The 21,745-nt window shown below is 36.4% G+C and carries 1 protein-coding gene (cut by a window edge); it reads right to left on the bottom strand.

Annotation, left to right across the window (positions count from 1 at the left end; translation table 11 throughout):
• The coding region annotated (gene ebh, locus HMPREF3247_RS13295) for a hyperosmolarity resistance protein Ebh (protein ID WP_070866252.1) crosses the window boundary (this coding region is incomplete at its 3' end): on the bottom strand, positions 1 to 21,745 show 21,745 of its 27,745 nt. The annotated region extends 6,000 nt beyond the left edge of the window.

Here is a 21,745-nt window from a genome sequence, read left to right as displayed (position 1 = left end):
TTACTTGTTGGATTGCTTGTTCAACTTCAGTTTGTGTTGCATTGCCACCATTAGCTTTTGAAATAATGTTTTCAGCATTTGTAACAGCTGTGTTATATGCTTGTTGTTTTGCTTGATCTGCATCAGTGAAGTTAACTGTTGCTTTCGTAGCATCTTTATCGGCTATCGCTTGTTTCAAGTTACCCATCGCAGTATTTAAGTTTTGCGCATTTTGCTTAATTTGATTTGCTTCATCAACAGTATGCGCACCATTAATTTGATCAGTAACAGCTTGTTTCTGCGCATTATTTAAGTTGTCTAATGAACCTAAAGATTGCGTTGCTTGTTGCTTCGCTGCCTCTAAGTTTTCATTACCATTTAATGCATTTTTAGTTGTGCTTACTTGTCCAGCAGCTTGATTGATAACAGTCGGATCTAAAGTTGGACTTGTAGTTTGATCAATAATACCTTGTGCAGTTGTGACAGCATTATTGTACGCATCCTTTTTATTCGGACTTGCATCAGTATAATTTTGGTTTTGTTTTGTTGTCGCATTATCTGCAATACTTTGACGTAATTTGTCCATTGCTGCATCAACATTGTTTGCCTTTTGTTCATTACCTTGTGCTTCTGCAACAGTAGTCGATTGTTGTACCAATTGTTTTAATGCCTCTTTTTGTGCATTTGTTAAATGGCTTAAACCGTCAATTGCTGTATTTGCGTGTTGTTTAGCTTTTTCAAGGTTTTGAGTACCATTAAGCGCTGCTTTCGTTGTATTCACTTGATTCATAGCTGCTTCAACTTGATCTTTAGGCACGTTTGTACCTGTAGATTTATTTAAAATATTTTCAGCATTACGAACCGCTTCATTGTATGCATTTTTCTTCTCTGGATCTGCATCTGCAAAGTTTTGACTGCCAAGTGTAGTGTCTTTATCATTCAAGCTATTTTTCAAGTTACCCATCGCTGTATTCAGTTCCTGAGCTGTTTGAATGGCTTGCGTTACTTCAGCTACAGTGTGCGCTTGATTGATGTTTCCAGTAACAGCACCTTTTTGTGCATTGTTTAAGTTATCTAATGTAGATAATGTTTGGTTTGCATTGTTTTTAGCATCTGTTACTTTTCTATCACCATTCAACGCTTGTTTAGTAGTTGTTACAGTTGAAAGTGCTGCTTCAACTTGTGATTGGTTCGCATTTGTACCATTTGCTTGATTAATAATATTTTCAGCAGCAGTTACCGCATTGTTGTATGCTGTTTGTTTTTCTGTATCTGCATCTGTAAAGTTAACACTTTGTTTCACTTGATCTTTGTCTTGGATTCCGTTGATTAAACGTTCCATTGCTTGATCTAATTGTTCAGCTTTAGTTTTCACTTGATTTACTGTGCTAATATTTGGTGCATTTGTCACTTGCGTATTTAAATCTTGCTTTTGAGCATTATTTAAATGACTTAATTGGTTGATGTTAGCAGTCGTTTCTTGCTTTTTATTCGCTAAGTTTTGTACACCATTAAGCGCAGTTTTGTTAGTGTTCACTTGATTAGCTGCTTGTGTTACTGCAGATGGATCAAGTGTCGGCTGACTCGTTGCATTAATGATATTTTCAGCACTTGTAACTGCTGTGTTGTATGCATTTTGTTTATCCGTATCTGCATCAACATATGGTTGACTTGCTTTAACTTCATCTTTATTCGCAATACTATTTCGAAGTTGATTCATTGCATTATCAAGATTTGTCGCGTTGTCTTTCACACTTTGGACGCCAGTTACTTGTGTCGCGCTATCAATTTGACCAGTAATACTTTGTTTTTGTGCATCAGATAAATGTGTCATTTGACGTAATGTATCTTTAGCTTGTTGCTTCGCAGTTGCTAAGTTTGTATCACCGTTTAAACCTGTTTCAGCATTATTAACACGTTGTGTTACTGCTGTAACATCTGCTGCATTTGTAATCACATTAGGTGAACCATTTACAATGTTTTTCGCAGCATTATATGCATCAGTATAAGCACCTTGCTTATCAGGACTCGCGTTAGTGTAATTACCACCAGCAACAATTGTGTCATGATCAGCAATTGCTTGTTTTAATTGATCCATCGCATTATTAAGTGATGTAGCACTATTTTTCAGATCAGTTACACCTGATACACGTTGCGCAGCGTTCACTTGTTGTTTTAATGCTGTTTTTTGTGGCGTATTCAAATGTGTCAAGTTATCGATAGCTTGTGTAGCTTCAGTTTTAGCGCGTCGTAAGTTTGCGTCACCGTTCAAAGCATTTTCAGTAGACGTTACACTTTGAATTGCTTGTTCAACAGCTTGCTTATCTTTATTCGCACCATGATCTTTATTTAAGTAAGATTCAGCTTGTATGATGGCATTATCAAATGCTGTTTTCTTAGTTGGATCTGCGTCGATGTAGTTTTCGCTCGCTTTAGTTTGATCTTTATTTGCGATTGCTGTCTCTAATCGTTGCATTGCACCATCTAAGTCTTGTGCTTTCGTTTTAACACTATTTACACCGTTGACTGTTGTTGCACCTTCGATTTGTGATGTTAAATCTTGTTTTTGTGCATTATTTAAGTGTGTTAATGTACCTAAGTTTGCTTTCGCATCTGATTTTGCTTGTCTTACATTTGCATCACCGTTTAAAGCATTCTTAGCAGTCGTTACTTGATTTAATGCAGCTTCAACTTGTGCTTTTGTCATATTTTGACCGTTTGCTTTATCTAAAATACCTTGAGCATTCGTAACAGCATTTGTGTAAGCATCTTTCTTACCTTGGTCAGCATCTGTAAAGTTCACTTGTTGTTTAACAGTGTTTTGGTCATTAATACCATTTTGAAGTTGACCCATTGCTGTATTTAATTCATTAGCAGTATTTTGTGCAGCAGTTACACCTGCTACTGTCGTTGCATTGTCAATTTGACTAGTTGCTGCAGTTGATTGCGCATTATTCAAGTTACTATATGAAGCTAATGCACGTTTCGCTGACTCTTTTGCTTGAGCAACTTTATTATCACCATTCAAGTCATTTTTAGCTTGATTCAATTGGTTTAGTGCTGCTTGAACTTGTGTTTCATTCGCGTTGCTGCCATTAGCATTAGTAATTGCTTCTGCTTGTGTAACCGCAGTATCATACGCTTGTTGTTTTGGTTGATCCGCATCTTTGTAATTGACACTACGTTTCGTATTATCCTTTTCAGCAAGTGCATGTTTCAAATTACCCATCGCTGTGTTTAACGATGTTGCTTTATTTTTAGCCGCTGTGACAGCTGCAAGATTTGGTGCTTGATCCACTTCAGCATTTGCCGCAGTTCGTTGTGCATTGTTCAAGTCTGTCAAACGACCGATATCTGATTTCGCAGTTTGTTTTGCTGCTGCTAATTTTTCATCACCGTTCAATGCAGACTTCGCACTGTTCACTTGGCTCGCTTTTTGGTTAATTGTATCAGGATTCATTTCAGGGTTATTCGTTGCACTAATAATACCTTCAGCATTAGTTACCGCATCATTGTATGCATTTTGTAAATCTGCATTCGCGTCTTGATAATCTTCGCTTGATTTAGTCGCATCTTTAGAAGCAATACTTTGTCTTAATTGATTCATTGCTTGATCTAAAGTACCGGCATTAGCTTGAATACCTTGAACACCTGCAACAGTCGTACCACTTTCGATTTGCGATGTTAAGTTTGCTTTTTGAGCATCAGTTAAGTGTGACATTGTCGCTACTTGTTGTTTAGCTGTGTTCTTCGCTTCATTTAAGCGCGCATCACCATTTAATGCAGTTTTAGCAGTATTCACACGTTGTAATGCTTGTTCAACGGCTGCTTTATTTTCATTTGTGCCAGCTGTTTTATCTAATAACGTTTTAGCTGCCGTTACAGCATCATTGTATGCTGTTTGTTTTTCTCTATCTGCATCAGTATATTTCTGAGCTGCTTTTGTAGCTGCTTCATCGTTAATACCACGTTGTAAGTTGCTCATTGCAGTATTTAATTCAGATGCTGTTGTAGACACTTGATTTACACCTGCAACTGTTGTCGCACCTTCAATTTGCGTTTTCAATGCTTCTTTTTGTGCATTGTTAATTGATGTTAGGTTATTCAATGCATTTTTCGCAGTTGTCTTAGCATTCGCAACATTTTGATTACCATTCAATTCGTTTTTAGCACGTTGTACATTTTCTAATGCAGTTTCGACACCGTCTTTTGCAGTATTTGGACCTTGTGCTTTATTTAAAATTTGTTCAGCTTGTGTCACTGCATTTGTATATGCATTACGTTTCGCTTCATCTGCATCAGTGAAGTTAACACCTTGCTTAATCGTATTCTGATCTTGAATACCATTTTTCAAGTTCGTCATAGCTGTATTTAATGCATCCGCATTATTTTGTGCTTGTGTTACTTCATTAACATGCGTTGCACCCTCGATTTGACGTTTCGCCGCTTCTTTTTGAGCATTAGTTAAGTCACTTAAGCCATTCAAATGTTGCTTCGCATTTGTTTGCGCAGTTCTTAAGTTTTCTTGACCGTTTAACGCTTGTTGTTTAGCTGTCACTTGGTCTTTCGCTTGATTAATTTCTTGCGCATTCATTGATGGACTAGTTGTTTGACCAATGATTGCTTTTGCTGCAGTGACTGCACTATCGTATTCACTACGATTATTAGGACTTGCATCTGTGTAGTTTTGATCTGCTTTAATCGTTGCTTCATTCGCAATGCTATCTCGTAGACCTTTCATTGCAGTGTTTAATGTTTGTGCATTATCACGAACAGTTTGAACATTTGGCAACGTCGTCGCTTGACCCACTTGTTCTTTAAGTTTTGCTTTTTGCGGACCATTTAAAGAAGTTAAACCATCAATTGCTGTGTTAGCATTTTGTTTCGCTACTTCTAAATTATGATTACCGTTTAACTGCGTCTTAGCATTCGTTACTTGCGTTGCTGCATTTGTAACATCTGATGGTGTTAACGTTGGTGTTGGTGTACCACTAACGATATTTTCGGCAGCTGTCACTTTTTCATCATATGCTTGACGTTTATTCGCATCAGCATTGACATAGTTACCACTAGCTTTTGTCTCAGCTTTATCAGCAATGGCACGTTTTAAAGCTGTCATCGCAGTATTTAATTCAGTCGCAGTATGTTCAACACCATTTGCTGCAGATACACGTCCTGCACTTGTTACTTGTGCTTTTAATGCTTCTTTTTGTTTTGTATTTAAGTCCGAAGCATTTGTAATCGCTGTGTTAGCAGCCTGTTTCGCACGTTCTAAGTTTTGAATACCGTTTAATGCAGTATTTGCTTGTGTAACAGCTTGCATTGCTCTTTCAACATCTGCTTTAGGTGTATTACCGCCAGCTGTTTTATTTAAAATTGTAGCTGCTGCATTTACTGCTTGAGAATAAGCAGTTCGTTTAGCATCATCAGCATCTTGATAATTTTGACTTTGTAACGTCGTGTCTTTATCACGAATTGATGTTTCTAATTGACCCATAGCACCATCTAATTGTTGCGCTTTGGCTTTAACTGTATTAACACCTTCAACATTTGTTGCTTGTGTAATTTCATTATCTAACGCTGTACGTTGTGCATTATTAATGTGTGTTAATGTACCTAACGTTTGTTTCGCAGCGGCTTTAGCTTCATTTAATTTCGCATCACCGTTCAACGCCGTCTTCGTACTGTTCACATTTTGTAATGCTTGTTCAACTGCTGCTTTGTCTACATTTTGACCACTAGCTTTTGTTAAAATTGCTTTCGCTGCATTTACAGCTTGATCATAAGCTGATTTCTTATTTGGCTCTGCATCTAGGTATTTCTGAGTTTGTTTAGTTTGTGCCTCATCATTGATACCGTTTTGTAAACTATGCATTGCGTTATTTAATTCTGTTGCTTTGGCAGTTTCTTGATTTACACCAGCTACTGTTGTTGCACCATCAATGCTACGCGTTAACGCATCTTTTTGTGCATTGTTAATTGATGTTAAGTTATTTAAGTTGTTTTTCGCAGTTGTCTTAGCTTGAGCTAAGTTTTGCGCACCATTTAATGCATGTTCTTTAGTTGTCACTTGTGATGTTGCTTGCGTAATAGTATTTGGTTCCATCGTTGGGTTCGATGTTTGATTAATGATTGCTTTTGCTGCAGTAACTGCGCTGTCGTACTCGTTACGATTAGTTGGACTTGCGTCAGTGTAGTTTTGACCTGCTTTAATTGTTGCTTCATTCGCAATACTATCTCTTAAGCCTTTCATCGCTGTATTCAACGTTTGAGAACTATTTTTAACAGTTTGAACACCTTCTAATGTAGTTGCACTTTGAACTTGTTCTTTTAATTTTGCTTTTTGTGCATTATTCAATTGTGCTAAGCCATCAATTGTATTATTAGCATTTTCTTTAGCAACACGTAAGTTGTTATCGCCATTTAATGCTGTTTTAGCCGCATTGACTTGTGAAGTCGCACTATTTACATCATTGACTGTTAATGTCGCATTCGGTGTACCATTAATGATATTTTCAGCGTTAGTCACTTTTGAATCATACGCTTGACGTTTTTCTTGATCAGCATTGACATAATTACCGCTTGCTTTTGTTCTTTCTTTATCAGCAATAGCTGCTTTAAGTGCTGTCATCGCACCGTTCAATTCAGTAGCTGTATGTTGAACGTTATTTGCATCAGATACACGTTGTGCATTGTTAACTTGTGTTTTTAATGCATCTTTTTGTTTTTGGTTTAAGTCATGTGCGTTGTTAATTGTGTTCGTCGCATTTGTTTTAGCTTGAGCTAAGTTTTGTACACCATTTAACGCTGCTTTTGTTGTATTGACTTGATTTGCCATGCCATTAATCGCATTAGCATCCATATTTGGATTGTTCGTTGCATTAATAACACCATTTGCATTATTTACAGCAGTATTGTAATTATTTTTGTTGCTATCAGATGCATCAAGATAATTTTGACTTGTTTTCGTCGTATTATCATTTTGGATACTTGTACGTAATGCACCCATGGCAGTATTTAATGTATTACCTTTATCTTTAACACCATTTACACCAGCTACATTTTGCGCTTGTTCAACTTGATGCTTCAAGTTGTCTTTTTGTAATTGTGTTAAGTTAGGTAAACCATTAATCGTATTTGTTGCTGAAGTTTTCGCATTTCTTAAGTTTTCAGCACCATTTAAAGCCGCTTTCGCTCTTGTAACTGCATTTAATGCATTATCAACGTCTGCTTTAGATGTGTTACCACCAGTTTGTTTATTTAAAATGCCTTCAGCCGCTGTGACAGCTTGCGTATATGCATTTCGTTTTGATTCATCCGCATCAAGATAATTTTGATTTCTTAATGTCGCATCTTTATCATTGATTGAACCTTGTAAGCTATTCATTGCGCCGTCTAATGTATTGGCATTTGTTTTTACAGTATTAACGCCATCAACAGTCGTCGCTTGATTGATTTGGCCTTCTAAGTCAGTACGTTGTGCATTCGTAATATGGTTTAAAGTGCCTAAGTTTTGTTTAGCTGCCGCTTTCGCTTCTGCCAGTTTTGCATCACCATTCAATGCATCTTTCGTACTTGTTACTTGTTGTAATGCACGGTCAACTGCTGCTTTATCTGAATTTGAACCTGTTTGTTTATTTAAAATTGCTTTCGCAGCAGCTACAGCTTGATCATAAGCAGTTTTCTTACTTTGTTCAGCGTCACGATATTTTTGAGTTTGTTTTGTTGCATTTTCATCATCAATACCATGTTGTAATTGACCCATAGCTGTATTAAGTTCATTTGCAGTTTGTTGGATACTTGTTACATTTGCAACACGTTGCGCACTTGTCACTTGTGCTTTCAACGCATCTTTTTGCGCTTTATTTAAGTTAGTAGCACCATCGATGGCATTTGTTGCTGTTTGTTTCGCTTGCGTTAAATTATGTGTACCATCTAATGCATTTTTCGTTGATGTCACTTGTGTAGCGATTTGGTTAATTGCATTAGCATCCATATTTGGATTGCTTGTTGCATTAATGACACCATTAGCACTATCAACAGCATTGTTATAGTTTGTTTTGTTACTTCCTGTAGCATCAAGATAGTTTTGGCCATTTTTCGTAGCTGTGTTATCTTGAATGCTATTTCTTAACGTACCCATAGCACCATTTAATGTGTTGGCACTTGATTTAACAGTATCTACACCTGCAACATTTTGTGCTTGTTGCACTTGTTGTTTCAATTTATCTTTTTGAGCAGTTGTTAAATGTTGAAGTCCGTTTATAGTAGTGTTTGCATTTGATTTAGCTTGCTCTAAATTATGGTTACCATTTAGGGCACCTTTCGCATTAGCAACTTGTGACAACGCGTTTTCAACGGCAGTTTTGTCTAAATTTGATCCACTATTTTTATTTAAAATATTTTCTGCGTTCGTAACGGCTTGAGTATAAGCAGTTTTCTTATCTGAATCAGCATCATGATAGTTTTCACTTGCTAGTGTATTTGTTTTATCATTAATACCATTTTGCAAGTTAGCCATCGCTGTATTCAATTGTGTACCTGTATTAGATACAGCTTCAACACCAGCTACAGTTGTTGCTTGATCAATTTTAGTTGTTAAGTCACGTTTTTGTGCATTATTAATTGACGTTAAGTTATTTAATGCATTTTTAGCTGCATTCTTCGCATTTGTAACGTTTTGATCACCATTCAATGCATTTTTAGCACTTGAAACATTTTGAATAGCCGCTTCAACATCTTGTTTAGACGTATTTGCACCTTGCGTTTTATTCAGAATTGCTTCAGCTCTGCTTACCGCATTTGTATACGCATCACGTTTAGCTTTATCTGCATCAGTAAATTTAACACTTTGTTTAACTGTGTTTTGATCATGGATAGCTTGTTCCAAGTTACCCATTTGCGTATTCAACTCAGTTGCTGCATTTTTAGCAGCTGTTACCTCACTCACATGACCTGCACGATCAATTTGTGTTGAGATTGCAGATTTTTGGTTATTTGTTAAGTGTGATAACGTATTTAAGTTTTGCTTAGCAGTGTTTTGTGCATTTCTTAAGTTTTCAGCACCGTTTAAACCATTTTTAGCATTATTCACTTGTGTTGTAGCTTGGGTAATCGCACTAGTATCCATAGTCGGATTGTTAGTTTGATTAATGATACCTTTCGCATTTGACACAGCGCTATTATATGTTGATTGGTTATTCGAACTTGCGTCTGTATAGTTTTGACTTGCTTTGACTGTTGTTTCGTTAGCAATACTATCTCTTAAGCCTTTCATTGCATTGTTCAATGCTTGTCCATTTGTTTGAACAGTTTGTACGTCTTCTAATCTATTGGCTTGTCCCACTTGTTCTTTTAATTTAGCTTTTTGAGGAGTATTTAATTGTGTTAATGCATCAATAGCAGTATTGGCGTTTTGTTTTGCTACACGCAATCTTTCGTCACCATTTAATTCTTGTTTCGCGCTGTTTACTTGATTAGCTGCAGCTGTTACTTCTGAAGGTGTCGTAACAACCGTTGGCGTACCGCTAATAATATTTTCAGCATTGGTAACTTTAGTTGTGTAAGCATTTTGTTTAGTGCTATCGGCATTAACATATTTACTGCTTGCTAACGTATTCGTCTTATCTGCGATGGCATGTTTTAATGTGCCCATTGCCGTGTTCAGTTCAGTCGCATTGTGCTGTACATCTTGTGCATTAGATACGCGTTGAGCACCATTAGCTTGTGCTTTTAATGCATCTTTTTGTTTTTGATTTAAATCAGATGCGCCATTGATTGCTGTAATCGCTGCTTGTTTCGCATTGTTTAAGTTTTGCGTACCATTTAATGCATGTTTCGCATTATTAACATTATTAAGTGCTTGTTCGACTGCTGTTTTCGCTGTATTCGGTCCAGTTTGTTTATTTAAAATTGTTTCGGCAGCTGATACAGCTTGATTGTAAGCATTACGTTTTTGCTCATCAGCATCTAGGAAGTTTTGGCTCGCTAATGTTCCAGATTTATCGTTGATAGCCGTTTGTAAGTTACCCATTGCACCATCTAAACTATTCGCACTTTCCTTAACAGATTCAACACCAGCTAAGTTTGTAGCTTGTGAAATTTGATTTGTTAAATCATTGCGTTGTGCTGTAGTGATATGCGTTAAAGTACCTAGATGTTGTTTCGCTGCGTTTTGAGCTGCAATTAATTTTGCATCACCATTCAATGCATCTTTCGCTGTATTCACACGTCGTAATGCTGCCTCAACATCATTTTGCGCAGTGTTTGGACCATGTTGTTTATTTAAAATCGCTTTCGCTGCAGTAATAGCATTATCATACTCTTGTTGTTTATTTGTATCTGCATCACGATATTTCTCAGATGATTTCACTTGAGATTCGTTGTTAATACCATTCTGTAAGCTAGCCATAGCTTGGTCTAGATGTTGCGCATTTTGTTTTACAGTATCAACACCACTCACTCTTGTCGCACTAGTAATTTGACTAATCAAATTGTTCTTTTGAGCATCTGTAATACTTGTCAATGTGTTTAAGTACGTTTTCGCATTTTGTTTTGCAGCAGCTAAGTTTTCATCACCGTTAAGTGCCGTTTTAGAACTATTCACTTGCTCTGCTTTTTGTGTAATCGTACTTGGATTCATTTCTGGATTACTATTAGCATTAATAATCGTTTCAGCAGCAGCTACTGCGTTGTTATATGCTGTTTGCTTATCATTATTAGCATCTACGTAATCTTCACTTGCTTTAGTCGCATCTTTGTTGGCAATACTTTGTCTTAACGTATTCATGGCTTGATCTAATGTATTGGCATTTGATTGAACCGTTTGAACACCAGCGACAGTAGTACCATTATTAATTTGGTTTGTTAAATTCGTTTTTTGTGCAGTTGTTAAATGCGTCATATTATTTAACTGCTGTTTTGCTGTTTGCTTCGCTTGATCTAATAAACGCGTACCATCTAAGTTATTTTTAGCAGAATTCACTTGATTCATCGCTTCAGTAACTTGATCTTTCGTTTTATTTTGACCATATGATTTATTTAAAATATCTTTCGCAGCTTGTACCGCATTTGTGTATGCTGTTTTCTTACTTGGTGTCGCATCTTGATAATTTTGACTATTTAATGTCGTTTGTTCGTCATTGATTGCACCTTGCAAGTTACCCATCGCTGTATTTAAATCTGTACCTTGTTGTTTAACAGTATTTACGCCAGCAATATTTGATGCAGCATTAATTTTAGATTTAACATCTGCTTTTTGTGCATTATTTAAATGCGGTAATGCATCAATTGCTCTTGCAGCATCTGTTTTAGATTGTGCTAATTTTTCATCACCATTTAATGCATTTTTATTAGAAGTAACAGCTGAAGTTGCACGATTAACATCATCAACAGACATCGTTGGATTTGTTGTTTGATTAATGATTGTTTCGGCACTTGAAACTGCACTGTTATATGCATTTTGTTTAGCTGTATCTGCATCCGCATAATCTTCTGTACGTTTCACTTGATCTTTATCTGCAACAGCTTGTCTTAAGTTACCCATTGCACTATTCAAGTTTGTTGCATTTTGCTTAATTGTATTAACTGCATCAATTTGATGCGCACCATTAATTTGCGATTGTAAGTTTTGACGTTGTGCATTATTTAAATTGTTTAAATGACCTAATGCAGTATTCGCTTCTTGTTTCGCAGCATTTAACTTAGCTTCACCATTCAATGCATGTTCTTTACTTGTGACATTTGATAAAGCATTGGTAACATCACTTGGTGTTATAACTGGATGTTGTGCATTACCATTAATAATGTCATTCGCATGGTTGTATGCATTGTTGTAATCATTTTTCTTATTAGTATCTGCGTTGACATAATTATCACTTTGTACGACTTGGTTATGATTAGCAACGCCACGTTTTAAACCTGTCATAGCAGTATTTAAGCTTTGAGTCGTTTGTTTAATATCATTTACTGCTTGCACGTTTTGTGCACTATTCACTTGTTGTGTTAATGCATTCTTTTGTGCTTGGTTTAAATCACTCGCATGCGTAATCGCATTTGTTGCTTCTGTTTTCGCACGTTGTAAGTTTTGTTGACCATCTAAAGCATCTTTCGTCGATTTAACAGATGCTGCTTTTTGGTTCACTGTGTTAACATCCATCGTTGGATTAGTCGTTTCTCCAATGACACCTTTAGCCGCATTAACTGCATTATCATACGCTTGTTTATTAGCTGGTGTTGCGTCAGTGTAATTTTGACCTGATTTAATTGTATTATTATCCGCAACACTGTCTTTTAATTTCGTCATCGCAGTATTTAAAGCCGTAATGTTAGACTTAATTGTTTCAAGCGCAGCATGATTTTGAGCAGCATTAATTTGTTGCGTGAAATTATTTTGTTGTGCTTGGTTTAAGTTAGATGCACCATGTAATGTTGTTAACGCTGGCTGTCTATCTAATGTTAAACCTTGACGTGCTGTATTTAATTGATCCTTAGCTTGGTTTGCCTCTGTCACTTTATCATTGATATTTTGGACAGTTGGGTTGCCATTCAACACTTGATTAATTTCAGTTAACTTTTGACGCGCTGCTTGTAATTTTTGGTTGTACGCATTTAACGAAGCGGTTGTCATACCTGTTGTATCCGTTGGTTGATTAATGCTTTGTTCTAATTGCGTTTTCGCAGTTTGAAGCGGCGCTTTATCTGGTGTTAAAGCTTGACGTGCATGATCTAAATCAGATTTAGCTTGATTTGCTGCAGACGTATTTGTATTAATTTGTTCTACAGTCGGTGAACCTGCTAATACTTGATTGATTTGTTGAATCTTATTACGTGCAGCTGTTAACTTCGCATTGTATGCATTTATAGAGTCTTGTGTCATACCAGTTGTACTTGTTTGCGTGTCAATACTATGTTGTAGTTGATTTTTCGCATTTTCTAAAGGCGCTTTATCGACTGTTAAGCCATTACGTGCTTGATCAAGTGCTGATTTAGCGGCATTCGCTGCTGTCACGTTTTGACGTATTGTCGCAACATCTGGATGTGAGGCTAATACACGATCAATTTCTTGAATTTTAGTTCTAGCTGCTGAAAGTTTTTCATTAAATGCTGCAATAGATGCGCTTGTCATACCAGTCGTACTCGTTGGCTGATCAATATCATTTTGCAACTGAGTTTTTGCAGTTTGTAATGGTGCCAAGTCTGGAGTTAGTCCAGCAATTGCTTGTTTTAAGCTATTATATTTTTCTTCTACTTTTGTTTTTTCTGCGGCAATTTGTTGGTCAGTCGCATCACCATTGTTAATAACATTTTGTGCATTTGTTGATTCTGTTTGACCCGCACGTTTAGCATCTTCATATGCTTGGATTGATGATTGTGTCATACCATCAGTAGTTACTGATTTATTGATTTCTTCATCAAGTTTCGTCTTGGCAGTTCTTAAAGCACTATTATCAGCTAAAGGTACTAATTGATTAATTGCTTGCGTTAATCGCTCATTGACACGATTTACATTTGTTAACGCAGATTGTACCTCTTGCACTGTTCTTATTGGCTTCTGAATGATAGCATTAGCGCTATTTTTAGCACTTGTTAAGTCACTTTGAAGTGCACGAATCGAATTATTGTAGGCAGTAATACTTGCCGGCTTCTTACCAGTCGTTGTACCTGTGCGATTCAATTGTTGCACTGCTTGCTCTAAGGCATGTGTATCTGCAGTTAAATCATGTTTCGCTTGGTTTAATGCTGTTAATGCGTTATCGACACGATGTTTTTCGTCTGAAATTTGTTGTGCAGTTGCATCGCCATTGTCAATAACACGTTGAGCTGCAGTTATTTCAGTTTCTGCTTCACGCTTCTTCGCATTATAGTTATCAATACTTTGTTGCGTCATACCAGCAGTTGATGGTACTTGGTTCACAGAACTTTGTAAGTTATTTTTAGACGTTACTAATTGACTATTATCTTCTTTATTTTGAAGTAATGCTTTAGCTTCATTTATCTTAGTTTGTGCAGCTTGAACTTTAGTTAATGCGTCAGAAACTTGTTGTGGTGTTGCACGCTCATTATTAATCACTTGTTGTGCTTCTGTTTTCGCAGTATTGATTTGTTGTTGCGCATTATGCATTGCATTATTGTACTGCGTAATTGTACCTGGCTTTTTACCATCTGTACTAACTGGATCATCTAAATGATTTTTAGCTGTGATTAACTCACGTTTATCCGCTTTTGTGAAAATGGACTCTTGTACTTCTTCAGTACTACCATCATTGTAAGTTACTGTCACAGGAATCGTCGTTGTGCTACCACCAGCTAAATTAGTAGGCATTGCTGTGCCATTTTTAATCGTTGCAGTACGTTTATTAGCAACTTGAACTGCATTGTTAATTTCAGCTGCTGTTACATTTGAACCATAATCTTTCACAATTTCAGTTGTGTTGACAGTATGAGCTGCCGGTGCAGTTAATGTACTTGGATTACTACTTACTGAGTGACCTGTACCTGCTTTCGGAGTAATTGTGATTGATGAATTTGGTTTTATAGTATTGGCATTGAACGTCACTTTACCAGTTTGTGCATCTAATGTTACATAGTCAGGCTTATTCGCAATTGTCCATTGATTATTTTGACCACGAACAACATTAATTGTCTTACTATGTTCTGCACCATTACCCACTTTTTCAGTGTAAGCAATATCCATTGCTTGAGTTGGATTAATTAAATGTCCTGATGGATTATTAGGCGTGATATCAATATGACCATTTTGCCAAATCTTAGTAGTCGCTTGGTTCGGTTGTGGTGCGACAACTGTGAAATCATCACTACGTTGCTCATCACTCACTGTCTCTCCGCTTCCTTGCGTTGCAACAACTTGAATTGTATCAGCAGGGTTGAAAGTACCTGCTGCAACAGTAATACCATTATTAGTTCCAGCAATACCTGCTACAGTTGCTGCAGATGCTTCTTTCACCCATGGACTCGTATTATTGCGACGTGTAAATGTCGTCACAACGTTACCATTACGTTTAATAACTAATTTATCAGCGTATGTCGTTACGTTACCGGCATGTGTATTCACTGTTTGGTTTGCTCCAGGTGCAATTGTAATCGCTCCTGCCGCTGTTTCAGTCACAGTTGGTTTCGCTGGTTGCACATCTTTTACTACAAATTTCGCTGGTAAAGATGTTGCAAAAGTATGTCCGTTATAGATGACGTCATATTTTGCGTTAACGACTTTAGCCACATTCGGTTTATTCATAGCTGACCAGTTTGCGTCATTTGTACCTGTAGTATCACGATTCCATTTATACGTAAATCCATCTGTTGGTAAACCAGTAGCATTTTGCATTTGTGCATATCCTGATGCTTGCGTACCACTTGCTAAAGTGCCACCAACTGTTGTTGTATAAGTAGTTTGAGGGAATTCAAATTGATATACGTTCAAAGTTACAGGAACTCGTTTAGCAGCTGAAATACCCGGATATGTGACATCGACATTTAAATGTTGAACGCCTGCTTGTTGGTTATTTGGTTGTTGTCTATTTGCCCATGCTGCAGTGATACCATTTGTGTTTGTATTTGGATCAAATGTAATGTAGTTTATCGCATCCGTTCCATTAGTCAAATTTTGACCTTTCACATCACGTGATGGCGCCTTAGCATTAGCAACTGGATAAACTTTGACTGGAACTTCAACATTACGCGTACCTTGACCATTAGGTAATGTTACAACCGCAGTTTTATGAGTGTTACCGACTGTATTCTTCCATGTATCTGGACTATCATGCCATGCAACCGTTGCCCCATGTGGCGGGTTTTGAATAAATCTTTCTACGTGTCCGAAATCAAAACCGTCGCCACCTTTAATAAATACAGCGCCTTCAGTAGTTGCTTGTAATTGTGGTGTCACTGTTACTGTTGCACTGTCATTTGAATCAACAGATTCATTTCTTGTTACTGTAACAACTTGACCATGTTCGTCTTGCGTCGTATACGTCACATTGTTCATTGAAATTGAAGATTTTGCTTTAATTCCGCCATTTGGTAACGCGTCACTTACTGTCACAACCGAACTAAAACCGCTACCATGAGTAATATTTGTGACATTTAATGGTGTATTATCTGCTTTAAATAATTTTACTGACGAGTTATTTAATACGTTATTAACTTTAATTTCTTGGTTTGTAAGACCTGCTTTATATGTCACAGAGTTTGCGTCAATTCTAGGTGGGTCAGGTTTAACTTTAGATAAAATAGTTAAATCTTCTGTTTGTCTATTATCATATGTCACTCTAATAAGACGAGTAGATATGCCTACAACATCTTTGTTAGGACCATATGTTCCAACAAATTGGAAATTCATATGTTGCGCATTTGTCGACCAAGAATTATTTACTGGCTTAACATATTGTTTCGCATCATACATATCTGAAACACCTGGGTATAAAACACCTCTGGCTGTTTCAAAGACATGTTTCGGTACAGTTCTTACTACTTTATATGTTGCTGTTTTCGTAATCGGCGTTGTTTCGCCATCAATTAAGATATGTGCAGTTACAGTTATATCTTCACCAATACGTGTATTATCTTTATTTGGCGCTTGTCCACTTACCCATGTAATAGTTGCATCTGGAATGTCACTACCATTAGATAACTTAAAGTAATCTGATGCACTAGAACCATTACCTGCTGGGAAGTCTTGGCCTTGTACAGTGTAATGCGAATGTGCAACGATTTCTGGAATGACATGCTTTACAGGTACAGTCACTGTTGATGTTGTTCCATCTTGATAAGTAACAGTTACTGTGACATTGGCATTATTTCCAGTACAACTGACATTACTAACTGTTTTACTAGTGATTTCATTCGCACTTGCTCTTGCATAACTTCTATTTGGAACTGTTTCAGTAAACGTTAACGAATTAATAATTGTCGTTTGATCAGCTTGTGATACTGTCGCATTATTCGAAATATTGGCAATTCTCACAGGATTAGCAGCCGTTGATGAAGTACCAACTCGATATTTATCACGCAAAGGTTTCACTGTTACATTGAACGAAGTTGTAGCTGTATTGCCGCTTGTATCAGTTGCTAATAAATTGATTGTCTTATTAGTTGCTGATGTCACATTTGGTGCCGTTGCAGAAACATGTTGATGGTTATTATCAACAGTGCCTGTAATTTGTGATGTATTTGGTACAGTTACAGATTGCACACCAAAGTTATCATTCGCTGTAATCGTATTTGTAAATGTTTCACCTGAGAACACTTGATGATTAGTGTAATTACCTACTGAAATTGTTGGATTCACTAAATCACTTGGTACAAAATAAATGTTAATAGCGTCAGTAGTATTTCCTGTATTTTGATTTAAATGTTCAACATATTGTTTTGGACCATATGGCGTTAAGTATAACTGTGCTTTATAAACTGCATCACTTGCATTATGTGTAGAATTACTTTTTACAACGTGGTCAATTGTAAATGCGCCAGCACCATTAGCTGCCGGTTCGTTTACGTTAACAACAGTTGAGTTACTATGGTTTGCACGAGTATTTGAATTTGTAACAGGTTGCCCACCATAACCGTTTGAAGGGTTGATGATGTCTAACACTTGAATCACTTGACCATTCAACGTAAATTGACGTTGACCATCAGTTGTCGCATTTGATTGTGAATAACCAGTCGTTCTAAAGTTAGGTCTTCCGCCAGCTTCTGCTTGTGATTTTTCATTACCAGTAATGTTATTTCGCAATCCAGGCACTGTAGTTGTTGCTTTTAACATTGTTAAAATATCATTCGTCGTAATTTGAGTACCTAATGTAGCATCATAACGATAAATTAATGATTTATGGTCATCAGACCAAGATAGACCACCATCAGTTGGTCGATTTGCAATTTTCGCATTTGTCCAAGATACTGTGTAATCTTGTGGGAAATTAACCCAACGCAAGAAATTCATATTAGCTAGGTTTGACGCGAATGATTTCGTTAATCGACCTTTATTAATATTTACTGTAATAGTACTTACATTAGCACCATTAGGTGTATTTGTAACTGAAATATCACCTTCGGCAAGCGTAATTACATCTCTATTTGCATTAATAAATGCTTGTTTTACTTTTGAGATTTCATCAGTAGTTAAATCATATGTTGATGTACGATATACACGTTGATCGCCTTCTGGTTGTTTCACATCGATGATTTTCAAACTAATATAGAAGTCTTCACTATCTTTATGATACGCATTTGTAGCAGTTATATGGTATAACTGCGTGCCTGCGTTCATTTGACTAACTTCTTGTGCAGTTGGAATCGTTCTATCAGAAGTAATATTTGTAAATGTGCCACTTGGAATAGCTTGTCCATTACTTAAAGTAAAATATTGTTTAATATCACCAATATTAAATGATTGTCCTTTAGCAATCGTTACCGTTGCTGTTTTAGCTGCATTGGCAGTTTGATATTCAGATTTCACAACTGGTTCGTATGTCATCACATTTGTAGCATCAAGCGTTGTTGATGAGCCATCACGGTAATGTAATGTGACATTACCATTATTATCGACAGTTACTGGATCAGTTGATGCTAAATATCCTCTTATATTTTGGTTTTTATTCATAAAGGCAGTAATTATGCTTTGCTTTTCATCATTAGATACAGCAGTCGGATTGACTACTACAACTTTCTCAGTATTTCCTAATACAATCGGATGAGCATCTTCACTAATTTTACCTACATGAATTGACACATGTTTAGATTGACTATCATTTGTCGTATTATTGACATTGTCTGTCGCTGATACTTTAAATGTAATATCACTGTTAAATGCCTGATTCATAGAGACTCTACCTGTAATAGCTAATGAGCCGTTTTTGTTGTCGGATTTAGTTAAATTTGATGTCCAACCACTTGGCAATGTCGTAATAGTTGTACTTTTTAATCCAGAATGTCTATCTGAAACCCCCATAGTAAAGCTAACTTCATCACCACGATAATATTTGGCATTTATTCCAACAGGATTATTGATTGTTGGTGGAATGTCATCTGGCAAAATAGTAACAGCATTACTCATATTAGATGCAACTACTTTATTATAATAAACTACTGCTCTAATTTGTTTACCTACTGGTGGTATGAATACAACATAATCTTTTGGTTGTATAGTAATTGTGTTATGGACCCCATCAGGTGTACCAGTCGCAAGTATCGTATAACCAGATGGTATTTGATCTGCCTCACTACCACCATTCGTAGTTTGATTTGTTGGTGCAACTAAATAAACCAATGCAGATGGATCCAACGGTATTCCCGAAATATTAACAGGTACTTTTTGTAATGCTGTACCTCTTAATTGCTCAGCTGTCGTTGTAATTGTTGGTGTATGTGGTTTAACACGAATTTCGAATAATTGTTCTTTACGTCCAAAACGTATCGTTCCAAAGTAATCCCCTGGTAATAAGTTACCAACAAGTTCAATATTGCGTTCTCTGGCATTATTAGGTCTATTTGTCGAGTTTTCAATGTGTAATGTACGCGGAATACCTGTAATTTGCCAATCTTTATCTGTAAAATTCTCATTACTTGTTAAATTAATACGTAATGGTTGAATAGATGTTACGCTACCACCTAAATTCACGGAAGCATTCCCTTGGTTACCTGCATATACATAGAAAACTGGATGCCCAGCTTGTTTTGAAAATGGTTTTTCAGCAATATTTTGAGTATCGTCATTTTTAAAGAATTTAATATTATGTTGGATTTCAGGTAATACCGTTAAGTTAACAGGAACTAAAGTTTCACTATTACCATAAGCATCAGGATAGTCGAAACCAATCATTAATCTTATTGGGTTTCTAGTTCTTGCTGCTTCTTGTAATTTTTGATCAGTAAATAATTGACTTAGTTGATATTCATTTAATTGTTGGGCTCCACCCGGTCTAAAAGCATTAGTATTTGCATTATTCGAATAAAATCCTAACACTTTATTACTCGGCGTCTTAACATAACTTAAAGGATCATCAACAAAATCATCTATATTTAGGTTTGTACTTTCTAATACCTTTTTCGTTTGTACATTTCCTTGACTCACTTCTACACGTTTAGTTGTACCTATGCGATATGTACGATTAACCACTTGTCTTAAACCATTAAGACGTTGTTGATGGTCTTGCGTTGATTCGACGTATAGTTGACTGTACATAAATAATTGATTGTACTCTAAAGCACGCCCACCTGCTGCATAGTACAATTTATTAACAGTTGGACCTTGTGTTTTAAATGAAATTGTATAACTTGCATCACCTTGACCGATGAAAGTATAAACTTTAGGAACACCCGGTGATTCAGCAGGTTTTTGACCATTAATATATTCAAAATTTTGTCTACCAAAAGCTTTAGTAGCAGGTGTCGCTCCAGCTTCACTAAAATAATCACTCGCTCTAGATAAATCTTCTAAAGAATAAATATGGACAGTTGGCCAGTCATATATTACTTGGCCACTTCTATTTCTTATTTTAAAGTCATGTGAACGATGAGGATCATTTACTCCATATTCCCACATTTGTTGAAGTGGTTTATTTGCACCTGCTCCTGCTCCATGACTCCATTGTACATTTGTTCCATCTGAATTAACTGTTACAAAGTCAGTTCTTCCTACTGGCACTTGGTCTGCTGGTAATGCAAACCAAAAGATCATATTTTGATGTGGAGCATGTCCTTTATTAAACTTAATAACCCATTGGTACCCGTCTCCAGTTTGTTTCGCTGTCATAAGAGCAATTTCCTTTGAGTCAGAGGCCTTCAATGTATTCCATGGTGTAGTTGGTAAATTATATGGCGCCCCTTTACTAGAAGCATTGATATATGTACCAACAGGATAGCCCGAACCATCATTAGCATTTTCAACATAATATGATGAGTTTGCATTTTGATAGTCTGATACTGATCTAGGCTCTGCAGCTCTTGACTCAACCGAACGCGTTTGAATTCTATTTGAACGTCGGCTAGTCTGTTGACGTTGAGGCATTGTACGAATTAAAGCAACAGCTTGTTCCAATTCTTTGTATGCAAGTTGCAAGTCTTTATTGTTTATTGGATCATTACTGCCTAATAACGTATTAATCTTATCAAAAATGCCTTTTACATAGTTAAATGTGCCAGAATCTGCATTTTCACGGTCAATAAAGCGATAATCATGATAATTTGCATCAAAAAATGCTTGTAATTCATTTCGGTCATGTTGTACGTTACCATTATCAGATGAATCTGAAGCTGTTACTACATTTGCTTCATGATTTTCTACATGAGCCGCTCTATTGTCGTTTCCATTTTTATTAGCAGATTGACTTTCGTTTTGTTTATGCTTACTTTCTTCTTTATCTGGTTGTGTTGTCGCAGCCGTTGCCGAATCTTTCTTTGTATTTACATTTTGAGATGCTGGTTGTTCATCATTAGTAGTAGATGATTGCGCTACTTTTTGATCTACTAAATTAGCTTGACTAATATTTGGTTGCTCATTTTCATGAGTAGCAGTTAATGATTGACTATTTTGTGAATTTTGAGAATTTTGTACTTGAGATTCTCGATTCTCAGTCTGTTCATTATTACTTTGTTGTTTCTGTTTAACCACGCTTGCTGGTTGATTTGTTTCAGCAGCATGTGCTTGTGATGTATTGAATCCTAAAAATACCAATGTCGCAATGACAGTTGAAAATGTACCAACTGTATATTTACGAATACTAAACTTTTGAATTTTATCACGATAATTCAC

The organism is Staphylococcus sp. HMSC36A10 (genome assembly GCF_001838845.1).
Lineage (GTDB): Bacteria > Bacillota > Bacilli > Staphylococcales > Staphylococcaceae > Staphylococcus > Staphylococcus aureus.
The sequence above is the reverse complement of the archived record's forward strand: the minus strand, read 5'-3'. Positions and strand labels throughout refer to the sequence as shown.